This window comes from Pedobacter terrestris, assembly GCF_052343045.1.
Taxonomy (GTDB): Bacteria; Bacteroidota; Bacteroidia; order Sphingobacteriales; family Sphingobacteriaceae; genus Pedobacter.
This window is the reverse complement of sequence record NZ_CP180264.1, coordinates 4,824,480-4,839,242: the sequence shown is the minus strand read 5'-3', so window position 1 is coordinate 4,839,242 and position 14,763 is coordinate 4,824,480. Positions and strand designations below refer to the sequence as shown.

Sequence of the window (14,763 nt, the reverse complement as noted above, 5' to 3'; positions counted from 1 at the left end):
CAAAATGAATTATAGAGGATTTGATGCGCGCGGTAAGTTTGGCCCGCGTGGCAGACATGGATTTGGAAGGCACCAGCATGGTTTCTTTAACCAGAAAATTAAACATGTTCCCGCGAATATTGAAGAAATAGATGATCGTTACGTAATTTATCTATACGCGCCAGAGCTGGACAAAGAAAACCTAAAAGTTTTTACAAAAGATGATGTGCTTAATGTTGAATATACACCAAAAGAGGAGGAAACAGCTACACATAAATTTACCAGAAAAGAATATGGTAACTGGCCATTCAAAAGAGCCTTTTCTTTAAATGATAAGGTTTTGGCCGATCAGATTTCTGCGCTTTATAAAGACGGTATTTTACGTGTTGATTTACCTAAAAATCCCGAAACGAATAGTCCGGCGAAAGATATCGCTGTAGATTAGTTTCGACTATCATATATTTTTTCCCTCAAACCCCGGCAGCGTTTGCCTGGGGTTTTTTATTTATAAATTTCTTGGGTTTTTCCGTAAATAGCAGTTAAGGCCAATTGAACCTAAACCCGATTGAAGGGAGGCAGATTTTTTTTTATCGGCGTAACCAAAGGCGGGACTAAATTTTCGTAAATGCTTCTGCAATTGTTTTTCAAATAAGAGAAAATGGAAATTCGGAAATGCGGCTTGTTATTCGCCTTTATTTAAGGTACTTTTGTTTCAGTACATAAATTTAACAGATTGAATTTTAACGACTTTAATTTCAACCCCGATTTATACGAAGGCTTAATGGCTATGGGGTATAAAAGCGCAACTCCGATACAAGAACAAGCTATTCCTGTAATTTTAGAGCAACATGATTTGATTGCCTGCGCCCAAACCGGCACAGGAAAAACAGCCAGTTACTTATTACCTGTAATGGACATGATTAGTCGCGCTGAAGATCGACACAATAATACCTTAATTTTAGCGCCTACGCGTGAGTTGGCTCAACAAATTGATTTGCAGGTTGAGGCATTGGCGTATTTTACAAATATCAGTTCTTTAGCCGTTTATGGCGGAGGTGATGGAATTGCATATGAACAGCAGAAACGTTCTATGCGAGAAGGTGTAGATATTATTATTGCAACACCGGGCCGCTTGATGGCACATCTATCATCTGGTGCATTAAAATTGCAGCATTTGCAACATCTGATTTTGGATGAAGCAGACCGAATGCTGGATATGGGCTTTTATGATGACATTATGCGCATTGTAAGTTATCTTCCACAAAAACGCCAAACATTATTGTTCTCCGCCACGATGGCGCCAAAAATCAGGAAAATGGCGGGAACAATCTTAAATGATCCTAAACAAATCACGATTTCAATTTCAAAACCTGCTGAAGGTATAAATCAACAGGCTTATAATATACATGACCAGCAAAAAGAAGCTTTATTGAAAGACATCTTTAAAGATGATCAATACAAGAGCAGTATTATTTTTGCCTCTACAAAAGAAAAAGTTAAGGCACTGTATAAAGCTTTTAAAGGCCTTGGAATTAAGGCGGAAGCCTTTCATTCAGATCTGGGACAAAAAGAGCGTGAAGACATTCTGTTGGCGTTTAAAAACCGAAGGTTGCCAATTCTGATTGGAACAGATGTACTTTCTCGCGGTATTGATGTTGAAGGAATAGATTTGGTGATCAATTATGACGTGCCGAACGATCCTGCAGATTATGTTCACCGAATTGGAAGAACGGCCAGAGCAGCAACAACAGGTACTGCCATTACGCTTGTAAATGGACGGGACAGACGCAAGTTTGATAATATTGAAAAGCTGATTGAGAAACCTGTTCCGCGTATAGAATTGCCAGAGGCAATTGCCTCAATGGAAATTACCGCTGTTGAAGAAAAGAAACTACAGCATAAAAGTGGTGGTAGCAAAAAGAAAGCTTGGTTTAAAAAGAAAAAAACAAAACCTTCTGCATCATAACTGATTTTATACCTTAATGGTAAATGTCTAATTTTATTCTCATTGGATTATGCATTTTGGCAGGTTTGCTTTTTAGAAAAAGTGGCACCTTGCCTAACGATGCCCACAGAGGAATTAATGCATGGATCATCTACATCGCACTTCCTGCAGTATCTTTCAAATATCTACCGCACATTATTTGGACGAGTGATTTATTTTTCCCTGTACTGGCTCCTGTTTTCATATGGATGCTTGGCTGGCTTTTCATTACTTTATACAGCAAAAAAAATAAGCTTGATAAAAGTACAGCCGCAGGATTAAAGTTAACCAGCGCTTTAAGCAATACATCATTCATTGGGTTTCCACTCGTTACCGCTTACTTTGGCGAACAGTACTTGGGGATTGCCATCATCTGTGATCAAGTGACCTTTGCATTGCTGTCTACAATTGGCGTAGTCGCTGCAATCCGTGCTTCAGAAACCGAACAGCTGAATGCAAAACACGTCATTAAAAAAGTATTAACTTTTCCTCCTCTAATTGGGTGTACACTCGCATTGATTGTACCGAGGCTTCTAAACATTAGTTTTTTAGATCCGCTAATTGATAAGCTCGCAGGGACAGTTGCTCCACTTGCGCTATTTTCTATTGGTTTACAGCTTAAATTTGATGGATGGTTTCGGGAGATTAAACACATCAGCACAGCTTTACTTTTCAAACTGATATTGGCTCCTTTGCTGGTAAGTTTGGTTGCACTCTTTTTAGGCTTAACTGGGAAGATTGTTCAAATAAGCATATTCGAGATGTCGATGCCAACACTGGTGACATCTGGTGTTGTTGCAGGCCAATACAACCTAAACCCTAAAGTTGCCAGTCTGGTAATTGGAATGGGAATAGTAATCGGCTTTGTAACTACCGCCATCTGGTGGATAATTCTAACAAATACAAATAGCTTCTGACCGCCAAGATAATATTTGTATTTGACTGAACTATATTAGACGAAGCTGAAAAAGCACAATTGATAAGGGAGAACACTGTGTACGTGACGATGTGCAAAACATTAACAAGCCTAATTGTTTACTGAAACTTGGAAAGCACATTAAAAACGAAAACCTTGCAGTGATTACTACAAGGTTTCTTTAAGGTTTGGCACCGACCTACTCTCCCACGTGTTACCGCAGTACCATCGGCTCTGGTGGGCTTAACTTCTCTGTTCGGAATGGGAAGAGGTGGACACCACCGATATAGGCACCCGAATATTTTTATTAAAGCTTAAAAGTAAAAGACTAAAACTTAAAGCTACTGTAGCTTTTTTACTTTGGTCTTTAAGCCTTCCGCCTATATTTATATCTATTCAAAAATTCAATTCGAGAGAGCAAACATAACACTCTCTATAAAACAAGAAAACCCTGTAGTGTTTACTACAAGGTTTCTTTAAGGTTCGGCACCGACCTACTCTCCCACGTGTTACCGCAGTACCATCGGCTCTGGTGGGCTTAACTTCTCTGTTCGGAATGGGAAGAGGTGGACACCACCGATATAGGCACCTGAATATTTTTATTAAAGGTTGAGGGTTACAAGATTGAAGGAGGGAAGGTATTACCTTCTGCCTGTTCATCTTTTAGCCTTCCAGCCTTAAATGACATATTATTGAAAGAAGTTAAGCTCGAAGAGCAAACAACGTTATGTTGCTTTTGAAAGCTTCGGGTGATTAGTACTACTCGACTGTGCTGTCGCCAGCTTTACATCTATAGCCTATCAACGTAGTAGTCTGCTACGGCCCTATATGGAATTCTCATCTCGTGGCTAGTTTCGCACTTAGATGCTTTCAGCGCTTATCTATTCCCAGCGTAGCTACTCTGCAATGCCCCTGGCGGAACAACAGATTCACTAGAGGCTAGTCCAACCCGGTCCTCTCGTACTAAGGTCAGCCCCACTCAAAATTCCTACGCCCACAACAGATAGGGACCGAACTGTCTCGCGACGTTCTGAACCCAGCTCGCGTGCCACTTTAATCGGCGAACAGCCGAACCCTTGGGACCTTCTCCAGCCCCAGGATGTGACGAGCCGACATCGAGGTGCCAAACCTCCCCGTCGATATGAGCTCTTGGGGGAGATCAGCCTGTTATCCCCAGCGTACCTTTTATCCTTTGAGCGATGGCCCTTCCATGCAGAACCACCGGATCACTATATCCGTCTTTCGACCCTGATCGACCTGTATGTCTCACAGTCAAGCAAGCTTATGCTATTGCACTCCGCGTACGGTTACCAAGCGTACTGAGCTTACCTTTGAAAGCCTCCGTTACCTTTTTGGAGGCGACCACCCCAGTCAAACTACCCATCAAACAATGTCCTCCAACTTGTGGAGTTAGACACCGAATACAGAAAGGGTGGTATTTCAACGTTGGCTCCACGACGCCTAGCGACGCCGCTTCAAAGCCTCCCACCTATCCTACACATCCTGTACCCAATGTCAATGTTAAATTGTAGTGAAGGTGCATGGGGTCTTTCCGTCCCGTTGCGGGTACCCGGCGTCTTCACCGGGACCACAATTTCACCGAGCTCATGGCTGAGACAGCGCCCAGATCGTTACACCATTCGTGCAGGTCGGAACTTACCCGACAAGGAATTTCGCTACCTTAGGACCGTTATAGTTACGGCCGCCGTTTACTGGGGCTTCGATTCAATGCTTCGCCTTGCGACTGACATCCCCTCTTAACCTTCCAGCACCGGGCAGGTGTCAGGCCTTATACTTCATCTTTCGATTTTGCAAAGCCATGTGTTTTTGTTAAACAGTCGCCTGGGCCTTTTCACTGCGGCTGCCATTGCTGACAGCGCCCCTTCTCCCGAAGTTACAGGGCCATTTTGCCGAGTTCCTTAGCCATGATTCACTCGAGCACCTTAGAATCCTCTTCCCGGATACCTGTGTCGGTTTGCGGTACGGGTTTTTATAACCTGAAGCTTAGCGGTTTTTCTTGGAAGTCTGATTACCTGCGCTATCCACTTACCCGAAGGCTTGCGGTACTATCGACTTTCAGCTAGATCGGCGGATTTGCCTACCGTTCTAATACCTACTGTCTTTAACGATCTATTCCGTCAGATCGCGGCAGTGTCACTACTCCGTCCCCACATCGCAGTTATAAAAAGTACTGGAATATTAACCAGTTGTCCATCGAATTTCCCCTTCGGGTTCTCCTTAGGTCCCGACTAACCCTGATCCGATTAGCGTTGATCAGGAAACCTTATCCTTTCGGTGGGCGGGTTTCTCGCCCGCCTTATCGTTACTTATGCCTACATTTGCTTTTCTATACGCTCCAGCACCCATTACCAGATACCTTCGCTGCATATAGAATGCTCCCCTACCGATATATTTCAATCCCATAGCTTCGGTGTACAATTTAATGCCCGTTTATTATCCATGCCCGGCCGCTCGACTAGTGAGCTGTTACGCACTCTTTAAATGAATGGCTGCTTCCAAGCCAACATCCTAGCTGTCTGTGCAACCGGACCTCGTTAGTTCAACTTAACTGTAACTTGGGGACCTTAGCTGATGGTCTGGGTTCTTTCCCTCTCGGCGCGTGACCTTAGCACCCCGCGCCTCACTGCAGATCATATTTCATAGCATTCGGAGTTTGTCTGGATTTGGTAGGATTTGACTCCCCCGCACCCAATCAGTAGCTCTACCTCTATGAAACTTAATATCCACGCTGTTCCTAAAAACATTTCGGGGAGTACGAGCTATTTCCCAGTTTGATTAGCCTTTCACCCCTACCCACAGATCATCCGGAAACTTTTCAACGTTTATCGGTTCGGTCCTCCAGTACGTGTTACCGCACCTTCAACCTGTCCATGGGTAGATCACAAGGTTTCGCGTCTACCCCCTCTGACTATGCGCCCTATTCAGACTCGCTTTCGCTTCGGATCCGTGCCTTAAACACTTAACCTTGCCAGAGAGGAGTAACTCGTAGGCTCATTATGCAAAAGGCACGCCGTCACTGGACTTGCCAGCTCCGACCGCTTGTAAGTACACGGTTTCAGGTTCTATTTCACTCCCCTGTTCGGGGTTCTTTTCACCTTTCCCTCACGGTACTGGTTCACTATCGGTCTCTCGGGAGTATTTAGCCTTACCGGATGGTGCCGGCAGATTCCCACAAGGCGTCTCCGACCTCGCGGTACTCAGGATACTGTTAGGTCAATGGTACTTACGTGTACAGGGCTATCACCTTGTTTCGCCGGGATTCCCATCCCGTTCCACTTCATTACATTGTAACCACATCACAGTCCTACAACCCCACACATGCCGTAACATGGATGGTTTGGGCTCTTTCCCTTTCGCTCGCCACTACTCAGGAAATCATTGTTATTTTCTCTTCCTCTGCTTACTTAGATGTTTCAGTTCGGCAGGTTTGCTCATTATTGTGACTGGTCTTCAACCAGCCGGGTTGCCCCATTCGGAAATCCCCGGATCAGTTCATATTTGCAGATCCCCAGGGCTTATCGCAGCTTATCACGTCCTTCATCGCCTCCGAGAGCCAAGGCATCCCCCGTGTACTCTTTCTTACTTTCTTCTACTTATACGCCTTTTGCGCCGTATAGTATGCTTTTTTTGCTCTTGTTATGATGTCTCATACCAAACCTCGAGTTACCTCTTAGTCGGGTGAGCACAAACACAACAGTCGCCTATTGTTGTTTGCTCTTCTTTTTAACTTCTTCCAATATGTCAAAGAACTTTACTGAATCTGAAGGTGAAGGGTATAAAGGTATAGGGTGTCATGTGCCCTAACCTAAGCCTTATTTCAGCTTCGTTAGTAAAAAACTGCGGGCTCGAACCGTTTCTATGTGCCCCTATGGCGTTTTCTTCTTGTTTACTTAATGTCAATGTATATTACCAATCCTGATAACCTTTTTTTGTTTTGAAAGCTTTATGCTTTCTTCTTTAAGCGTATAGCTCAAATGTGGAGAATAACGGAGTCGAACCGTTGACCTCCTGCGTGCAAGGCAGGCGCTCTAGCCAGCTGAGCTAATTCCCCGAAAGATTCTGTAGTCCCGTCCAGATTTGAACTGGAGACCCCTACATTATCAGTGTAGTGCTCTAACCAGGCTGAGCTACGGGACTGTAATAAGTAACAGTAGTTATTCGGCAGTATATAGTAGATTGTATATTACCGCTACCGCTTCCTTGTTTCCTGCTAATCTTAATATCATCCTTGTATCTTAACCACAATAGTTCTCTACAATTGATTCATTAATCTTTTGGGTATTTCTTCTTTTTGTCTTTTTTTAAGAGTATCATGTTGCACAGTGGGTAGTCAACCCTGCTCCAGAAAGGAGGTATTCCAGCCGCACCTTCCGGTACGGCTACCTTGTTACGACTTAGCCCCAGTTACCGGTTTTACCCTAGGACGCTCCTTGCGGTTACATACTTTAGGTACCCCCAGCTTCCATGGCTTGACGGGCGGTGTGTACAAGGCCCGGGAACGTATTCACCGCGTCATTGCTGATACGCGATTACTAGCGAATCCAACTTCATGGGGTCGAGTTGCAGACCCCAATCCGAACTGTGAATGGCTTTATGAGATTCGCATACTGTTGCCAGCTAGCTGCCCTCTGTACCATCCATTGTAGCACGTGTGTAGCCCCGGACGTAAGGGCCATGATGACTTGACGTCGTCCCCTCCTTCCTCTCTGTTTGCACAGGCAGTCTGTTTAGAGTCCCCACCATTACATGCTGGCAACTAAACATAGGGGTTGCGCTCGTTGCGGGACTTAACCCAACACCTCACGGCACGAGCTGACGACAGCCATGCAGCACCTAGTTTCGTGTGATTGCTCACTTATTTATCTCTAAATAATTCACTAACTTTCAAGCCCGGGTAAGGTTCCTCGCGTATCATCGAATTAAACCACATGCTCCTCCGCTTGTGCGGGCCCCCGTCAATTCCTTTGAGTTTCACCCTTGCGGGCGTACTCCCCAGGTGGAACACTTAACGCTTTCGCTTAGCCGCTGACTGTGTATCGCCAACAGCGAGTGTTCATCGTTTAGGGCGTGGACTACCAGGGTATCTAATCCTGTTTGATCCCCACGCTTTCGTGCCTCAGCGTCAATTAAACCATAGTAAGCTGCCTTCGCAATCGGTGTTCTGAGACATATCTATGCATTTCACCGCTACTTGTCTCATTCCGCCTACCTCTAGTTCATTCAAGCCCATCAGTATCAAAGGCACTGCGATAGTTGAGCTACCGTCTTTCACCTCTGACTTAACAGGCCGCCTACGCACCCTTTAAACCCAATAAATCCGGATAACGCTTGGATCCTCCGTATTACCGCGGCTGCTGGCACGGAGTTAGCCGATCCTTATTCTTACGGTACATTCAGGCTGGTATACATACCAGTGGTTATTCCCGTACAAAAGCAGTTTACAACCCATAGGGCAGTCTTCCTGCACGCGGCATGGCTGGTTCAGGGTTGCCCCCATTGACCAATATTCCTTACTGCTGCCTCCCGTAGGAGTCTGGTCCGTGTCTCAGTACCAGTGTGGGGGATTCTCCTCTCAGAGCCCCTAGCCATCGTCGCCTTGGTGGGCCGTTACCCCGCCAACTAGCTAATGGCACGCATGCCCATCTTTATCCTATAAATATTTGATCATGAAACAATGCTGTTCTGTGATTTTATGCGGTGTTAATCCGGATTTCTCCGGGCTATCCCCCTGATAAAGGTAGGTTGCATACGCGTTACGCACCCGTGCGCCGGTCTCAAGAAAGCAAGCTTCCTCTACCCCTCGACTTGCATGTATTAGGCCTGCCGCTAGCGTTCATCCTGAGCCAGGATCAAACTCTCCATTGTAAAATGTTCTTTTTGATTCTGACCAGTTTTAACTATCGTTAAAAATAGTCTTCTTTTTTTAATTTTGTCTGTCAGGTTTTGACTTGAAAATTCAGTTGAGGTATTCTGTACTTGAATACGTACTTCTTTACCCCACTGCGCTACATTGACATCTCTTTTAAGAACTTATTGATCTTCTAAACCTCACGGCCGATCTTTTTGTATATCTTCTGGTTTGTATCTCTTAAAGGTCTTTTTCATCCCTCAATCCACACCAACCATTCAATTCTTTTTTTATCTCCTTCCCGACATCCGCCGTTCCGGTTTCCCTTTCGTTTCCGTTTGGGATTGCAAAGGTAGGAAACTTTTTGTTATTCGCAAGAAAAATATTTTTTATTTTTTTCCCTAACTCTTTTCGTTGTATTTCAGTTAATCCTTTAATATAACGTCTTCCTATCCTCTTTTCAATTCTTTGCCTTATCTCTTCTCTTTCTCCCTCACCGGCATCCCCTTCCTTCCGAAGCGGAGTGCAAAGGTAGAAAAAAATTATACCCACGCAAATACAATAAACACTATTTCTTTTATCAATCGCTTAAAACCCTGTTTACCAATGAGAAAAATTTAAACGTCTTTCAAAACAATTCGAGCAACTTAAGTGTTTGAAGCCCGCAAGCGTTTCTAACCAGTCTTACCAGAGGATTTCAAAGCGCATTAGCTATCTAAGTTGGCAAATATTTTTTTCTCACCATATAGACATATAGAACATGAAGACATTTTCCCCGTTTGTAACAGGTACATTAGCTATCTCAGATGGTAAATGTTTTTTCTCACCATATAGACATAGAGGAGATGAAGACCTTTTCCCCGTTTGTAACAGGCGCATTAGCTATCTAAGTTGGCAAATGTTTTTTCTCACCATATAGACATAGAGGAGATGAAGACCTTTTCCCCGTTTGTAACGAAAATTTCAGACTGTTTGAGGGGGCAAATAATACTTTACCATATAGACATAGAGAATACGAAGGCCTTAAGCCATGCTAAGCCCTTGAGATTATTGCTCATTGATAGATATAAGGCCCCTTCACGGATTCCCGTTTGCTGATAAACCCACATCACAAGTTTTTCGGTTTACAATACTCTATCTTCCTTCCAAACTTTAATAGAACAATTTTAGGCCGGGAGTTTTGTTTCTTTTGCGGTCAAAAGAAAAATAACCACTCCTGAAATAAAGTGCATGAAATCGCTGAATATCAGTGGGCGCAATTCATATCCCTTATCATTACGATACCTCACAGTTTACCAAATACAAAACAGCCAATTCCTTTACCCTTTGTTGGCCTCTTCTTTACCTATCCTTCGCTTATTCTTTACCTCCGCTTTACCCAACAGGTAAACAACAGGTAAACGAGGGGTTAACCTGGGGTTAACTTGGTACCTACCTGACCTGGAAAAAACTGATAGGAATCGAATTATTATAAAACAAAAACGGCCGTGAATGATCACGGCCGTTTTTGTTTTATATTCTTATTTACAATGCTAGTTTTTTAGATATGGAAGCAGGGATGCCGGCCTTATTTAAAAGAAATGCTGTAGTTTTATATTTTACATAGTTCTTAGTTACATACAAATAACCTTTATAATCATTTGTAGCGCCCCATGAGTTCTTTACAATGTAATACTCTTTACCATTCTGATCTTTTGCCAATCCAACAATGTGCATTCCATGATCATCTGTCGTTTGATAGTTGTCAAAAGCCAACTGGCGATTTTCCTGAGTTATAGTCATCTCTGGTTTTGGGCCATTAAACATCTCTGCTTTTTGTTGCGTGGTCATCTCATTGAAAGGAATTTCTGGTATATAAGCCACTCCGTTTTTCCAGCTAAAACTTTTTTCACTCACATCCGTAGCCCACGCCACAGTATAACCAGACTCCAATGCATTATCGATAATATCGGTAACGTCATTTAGCTGTACATTATATACCTGATCAAATGACCAGTTATCCGGTACAAGTAAAGTGAATTTAGTATAAAAGGGATGATCATTAAAAGATGACAGCTCTACATAGTTGTCTGGATTTAAACCCACAACTTCTTGTCCGAACGTTTTTGGCGTATATTTTTTGCCTTTGTACGTGAAGTTTTCTGGAACCTGCCCCAGGTATGCATCGATAACACCTGTGTACGCTTTCAACCAGTTAGGTGTCAACTCGCCATTGGCATTTTTCACCACTGCATCGAGAACACCTTTTTCAAGATCTCCAAGCTCGGCGGTTTTATTTGTTTTCGTTCCATAATTCAAACCAGTATATACTTCTTGAGGCACTGCGCCATATTTCTTGTACATATTGATTACATCATGCAATGCTCCTCCATCACCCAGAGAAACCGCACCGTGCATGCGCACATAATTTTTACCTTTCTCTACATATGCATTACGTGCAGAAAATAACTGTGACAGAACAACAGGTTGTTTGCCTGCTTTAATCATTTCCGACTCTAGAAAAGAATTTGTTGAATAGCTCCAGCAAGTACCGGACGAACCTTGATTTTGAACCGGCGTATTGGCCAGATTAATGACTTCTGTGAATTTGAAGGCATCTTTGCTGCTTTCACTTTGATTGTTTTTGAGAGAATTAACCAGATTGTCTTGGCCGTAAGTTACCAATGTAGATAACGAAAACGCCAATCCAAGAAAACTTAGTTTGGTGTAGTTGTACATTTTTTATGAATTTATTCTGCCGGCGAAATTATCAATTGTTACCGGTTTTGAAATATACAACGTGTAATAATGCTGTTGTAGGGGTTAACTTAATGTAAAATTAGACTAACATTCTGGTAAACTGATTGGAATATTGGTAGCTAAACCGCCATCAGAGGTTTCTTTATACTTTGCATTCATATCCAATGCCGTCTCCCACATGGTATTAACCACAGCATCCAGACTTACTTTTGCTTTATCCGGGTTACTTTGCAATGCAAGTTGACTTGCTGTTATAGCTTTAATTGCGCCCATAGTATTCCGCTCTATGCAAGGCACCTGTACCAAACCTCCAATAGGATCGCAAGTTAAACCTAAATGATGTTCCATTGCAATTTCTGCGGCCATCAACACTTGTCTTTGAGAACCGCCCAAACATTCTGTCAGTGCCGCAGCAGCCATTGCAGAGGAGACGCCAATTTCTGCCTGACATCCGCCCATTGCGGCTGAAATGGTAGCGCCCTTTTTGAAAATACTGCCAATCTCAGAAGCACAGGCAATAAACTGAATAATTTTTTCTTCGCTATATCCATTGCAGAAAACAATAAAATATTGCAATACTGCCGGAATTACGCCCGCAGCGCCGTTGGTTGGTGCAGTTACTACACGGCCAAAAGATGCATTTTCTTCATTAACCGCCAAAGCAAAACAACTTACCCAATCCAAAATATAATTGAATCCATTTCCGCCGTTCCGGATTGCCTGAATCCAGCTATCAAAATCTGAATATTCATTTTTTGCGATCAGACGTTTATTTAATGCAAATGCGCGGCGAGCAACATCTAGTCCCCCAGGAAGAAATCCTGTGGTATGACACCCGCGGAAAATGCAATCGCGCATGACATGGAAATGTTGAAGAATACCCGTTCTGGTTTCTTTTTCAGACCTCCATGCAAGTTCATTTTCCAGAACAATTTCGCTTACTTTTAAACCGGTTGTTTTACACCAATGCAATAGTTCTTTTGCTTTTTCTACGGGAAAAGGAAGTTCTACCTGTGTTTTGCCTGCATTGTCTTCACCCTCTTTAATAACGAAACCACCACCAATAGAATAATAGGTTTCTGAAAAAGCCTTTCCATTATTTAAAAAGGCCTGAAAAGTTACTGCATTTGGGTGAAATGGCAAACTCTCTGTAAACAGAAACAACAAGTCTTCATTATAATCAAACCCAATTGTTAACTGATTGGCTAAAGTAAGTTTTCGGTCTTTCTGTATCGTTAGAAATGTAGGCGTTACGGCATCAACATCAAAAGTAACCGGATCTGCACCTGTTAAACCCAATAAAATAGCCACATCTGTTCCGTGTCCTTTTCCGGTTTTGGCAAGTGAGCCATACAATAGAATTTTGATGGTTTCGGTTTGCTGTAACAAGCCTTTTTCCTGCAGCGAGTTCGTAAACTGTTGAGCTGCCCGCCATGGCCCGAGTGTGTGCGAACTGGATGGGCCAATCCCAATCTTAAAAATATCAAAAACCGAAATTTGTTCTCTTAGCATTGCAATAGTTAGTTATGCAAAGCTATGATAGTTTTTCGGAAATATCAGAATTGGAGTCGCGTTGCGCGAATTAAAAATCAAACTCAATAATATCCTGATCCTGCAACATACGATCTACAAATTTCTGATGATTTTTAGGTGTTCCGGTTGCGACCCAATTTCCGGTAATAATATTATTAACGAGTTGATGCTTGCCACGTTGGGGCTTTAATTTACTTTCTCTAAAAACCTGTTCATAACTTTCCAAATCGCCATGCGTGTGTTGCTTTTTTACAATTCGATAAAGGCGCTTGGTAAAACGGCGATCGCCAACCTCTTCCAGATATGGAAAAACCAGCAGAGCGATAAGTACAACGCCGGTGACACCAATGGCTTGTTCATAATAGCCAGAACCAACGGCCATTCCAATCGCTGCAACAATCCAGATGATACAAGCTGTTGTTAAACCTTTAACCCGGTTTTCTTCTTTAAAAATTACCCCGGCGCCTAAAAAACCTATTCCGGTAACAATATTGGACGCGATACGATCGTGACTATTAACCCCTATTCTTACAGAAAGGATGGTAAAAAGTGTTGCGCCTAAACCAATCATAATCATGGTTTTCAATCCGGCAGACTTACTTCTGTATTCGCGCTCGGCACCAATAATCCCGCAGAGTAATGTAGCCAGCAGAAATTTATTTACTTCGCTCTGCGTGATGAAATGAGATTGTTGCAGAATATCTTCCATTGCCAAAATTTTGAGGCAAATTAATAAAAATCATAACATCTTAAACCATTAGCGCGGCCGCCATTAGAACTATTGAGAAAATATTTTTCATAGCCAATACCAATTTCAGATGTTCCGCCGGTATTGGAGTAGTTTAGTTTTGATGTTGTTGCATCGTGACTAATTCCCAATCTAAATTTCTCGCCATTGGTACGCCGATTGAAAATATCGAATATCACCGAAAATACAATTGCATCATGACCGACAGCGTTGCCATCATAACGGTACCAGATTCCGGCATTAATTCCGGCATATTTATATTGTGCCCCTGCACTGTAAGACATGACATTTTGCTGTTTATAAGCAACTACAGACGGAATCAAGTAACTGCCATCCCGGTCATAACGATCTGGCGAAATTGTAAACTTGTAACTCATATTCCCTGAAATACGCATTGGGAGTTTTGCATGAAATGCAGACAAGGATTCATCGGGTTTATTCAAATGATGCGCAGCAAGGCCAACCATAAACTTTCCAACCACCAGGTTACCGCCTGCATTCCCATCAAAATAATATCTGCTGTCTACATTCGGGCGTTCTGCCCCAGAAATACTTCCCGGAATGTAACCACTTTCAATATCTACCTGATCGCCAAAGACCAGCCTGTCCCAATTTAGTTTTTGGTTGGTAACGCCGGCCTGCAAGCCAAAAGAAAGCGTAAAATTATCGCCATCAATAATATAAGAATAACTTGCAGCAACATTATTTTTAAGCAGATAAGCTGTGCCTTCACTGCTTCTGTTGAAAATCAGCCCTACGCCACTATTAATTTGATGTAGGTTTAAATCACCCGAAGCGGTCATGTACGAAAAATCGCCGCCCAAACCTGTCCATTGATTCCGGTAAAGGGCGTTCAAACGAATATCTCCCTCAAACTGGCCTGTTAATGCCGGATTAAGATAAATAGGCGCATTGTAAAATTGCGAGTAAATATAATCCTGCGTATATCCCACAAATGGGGTCAGCAACACTATAAATGGTAATATCATCCTTCT

Annotated in this window: 8 protein-coding genes, 2 tRNA genes and 4 rRNA genes; 3 read left to right on the top strand and 11 right to left on the bottom strand. The window is 42.9% G+C overall.

The annotated features are described in order from the left end of the window. Positions 1–4: 4 nt before the first annotated feature. The 3 genes from ACJVDH_RS20785 to ACJVDH_RS20775 all read left to right on the top strand — a co-directional run bounded on the left by ACJVDH_RS20785 (position 5) and on the right by ACJVDH_RS20775 (position 2,880). Positions 5–424, top strand: a complete 420-nt coding sequence (locus ACJVDH_RS20785) for an Hsp20/alpha crystallin family protein (protein ID WP_443945322.1) — start codon at positions 5–7, stop codon at positions 422–424. Positions 425–712: 288 nt separating this feature from the next. Continuing rightward, on the top strand, positions 713–1,945 hold the full coding sequence (locus ACJVDH_RS20780; protein WP_443945321.1) for a DEAD/DEAH box helicase: 1,233 nt from the start codon (positions 713–715) through the stop codon (positions 1,943–1,945). Positions 1,946–1,968: 23 nt separating this feature from the next. After that, positions 1,969–2,880 (top strand): AEC family transporter, encoded by a 912-nt coding sequence (locus ACJVDH_RS20775; protein ID WP_443945320.1) that lies wholly within the window; start codon positions 1,969–1,971, stop codon positions 2,878–2,880. Positions 2,881–3,065: 185 nt separating this feature from the next. On the opposite strand, the gene rrf (ACJVDH_RS20770) is transcribed toward ACJVDH_RS20775, so the two are convergent. The 11 genes from rrf (ACJVDH_RS20770) to ACJVDH_RS20720 form a co-directional block, all read right to left on the bottom strand. Beyond that, positions 3,066–3,177: ribosomal RNA gene (gene rrf, locus ACJVDH_RS20770) — 5S ribosomal RNA — on the bottom strand. Between the two features lie 183 nt (positions 3,178–3,360). Beyond that, positions 3,361–3,472 (bottom strand): 5S ribosomal RNA (gene rrf / locus ACJVDH_RS20765). A 141-nt stretch (positions 3,473–3,613) separates the two neighbouring features. Continuing rightward, positions 3,614–6,489: ribosomal RNA gene (locus tag ACJVDH_RS20760) — 23S ribosomal RNA — on the bottom strand. Positions 6,490–6,877: 388 nt separating this feature from the next. Further along, positions 6,878–6,951, bottom strand: a tRNA-Ala gene (locus ACJVDH_RS20755). An 11-nt stretch (positions 6,952–6,962) separates the two neighbouring features. Next, positions 6,963–7,037: transfer RNA gene (locus tag ACJVDH_RS20750), tRNA-Ile, on the bottom strand. Positions 7,038–7,245: 208 nt separating this feature from the next. Next, positions 7,246–8,765 (bottom strand): 16S ribosomal RNA (locus tag ACJVDH_RS20745). Together the 16S, 23S and 5S rRNA genes with 2 tRNA genes alongside form the textbook arrangement of a ribosomal RNA operon. Before the next feature lie 223 nt (positions 8,766–8,988). Then, positions 8,989–9,300: a hypothetical protein gene (locus ACJVDH_RS20740; protein ID WP_443945319.1), complete on the bottom strand. Its 312-nt coding sequence runs from the start codon at positions 9,298–9,300 to the stop codon at positions 8,989–8,991. Between the two features lie 972 nt (positions 9,301–10,272). Then, positions 10,273–11,466: an aminopeptidase C gene (locus ACJVDH_RS20735; RefSeq protein ID WP_443945318.1), complete on the bottom strand. Its 1,194-nt coding sequence runs from the start codon at positions 11,464–11,466 to the stop codon at positions 10,273–10,275. 105 nt (positions 11,467–11,571) lie between these two features. Next, positions 11,572–12,999 carry an L-serine ammonia-lyase gene (locus ACJVDH_RS20730; protein ID WP_443945317.1) on the bottom strand — a complete coding sequence of 476 codons (1,428 nt, stop codon included), beginning with the start codon at positions 12,997–12,999 and terminating at the stop codon, positions 11,572–11,574. Positions 13,000–13,069: 70 nt separating this feature from the next. Further along, positions 13,070–13,729 (bottom strand): MgtC/SapB family protein, encoded by a 660-nt coding sequence (locus ACJVDH_RS20725; RefSeq protein WP_443945316.1) that lies wholly within the window; start codon positions 13,727–13,729, stop codon positions 13,070–13,072. A gap of 20 nt (positions 13,730–13,749) precedes the next feature. Further along, positions 13,750–14,757 carry a PorP/SprF family type IX secretion system membrane protein gene (locus tag ACJVDH_RS20720; RefSeq protein ID WP_443945315.1) on the bottom strand — a complete coding sequence of 336 codons (1,008 nt, stop codon included), beginning with the start codon at positions 14,755–14,757 and terminating at the stop codon, positions 13,750–13,752. Positions 14,758–14,763 lie beyond the last annotated feature (6 nt).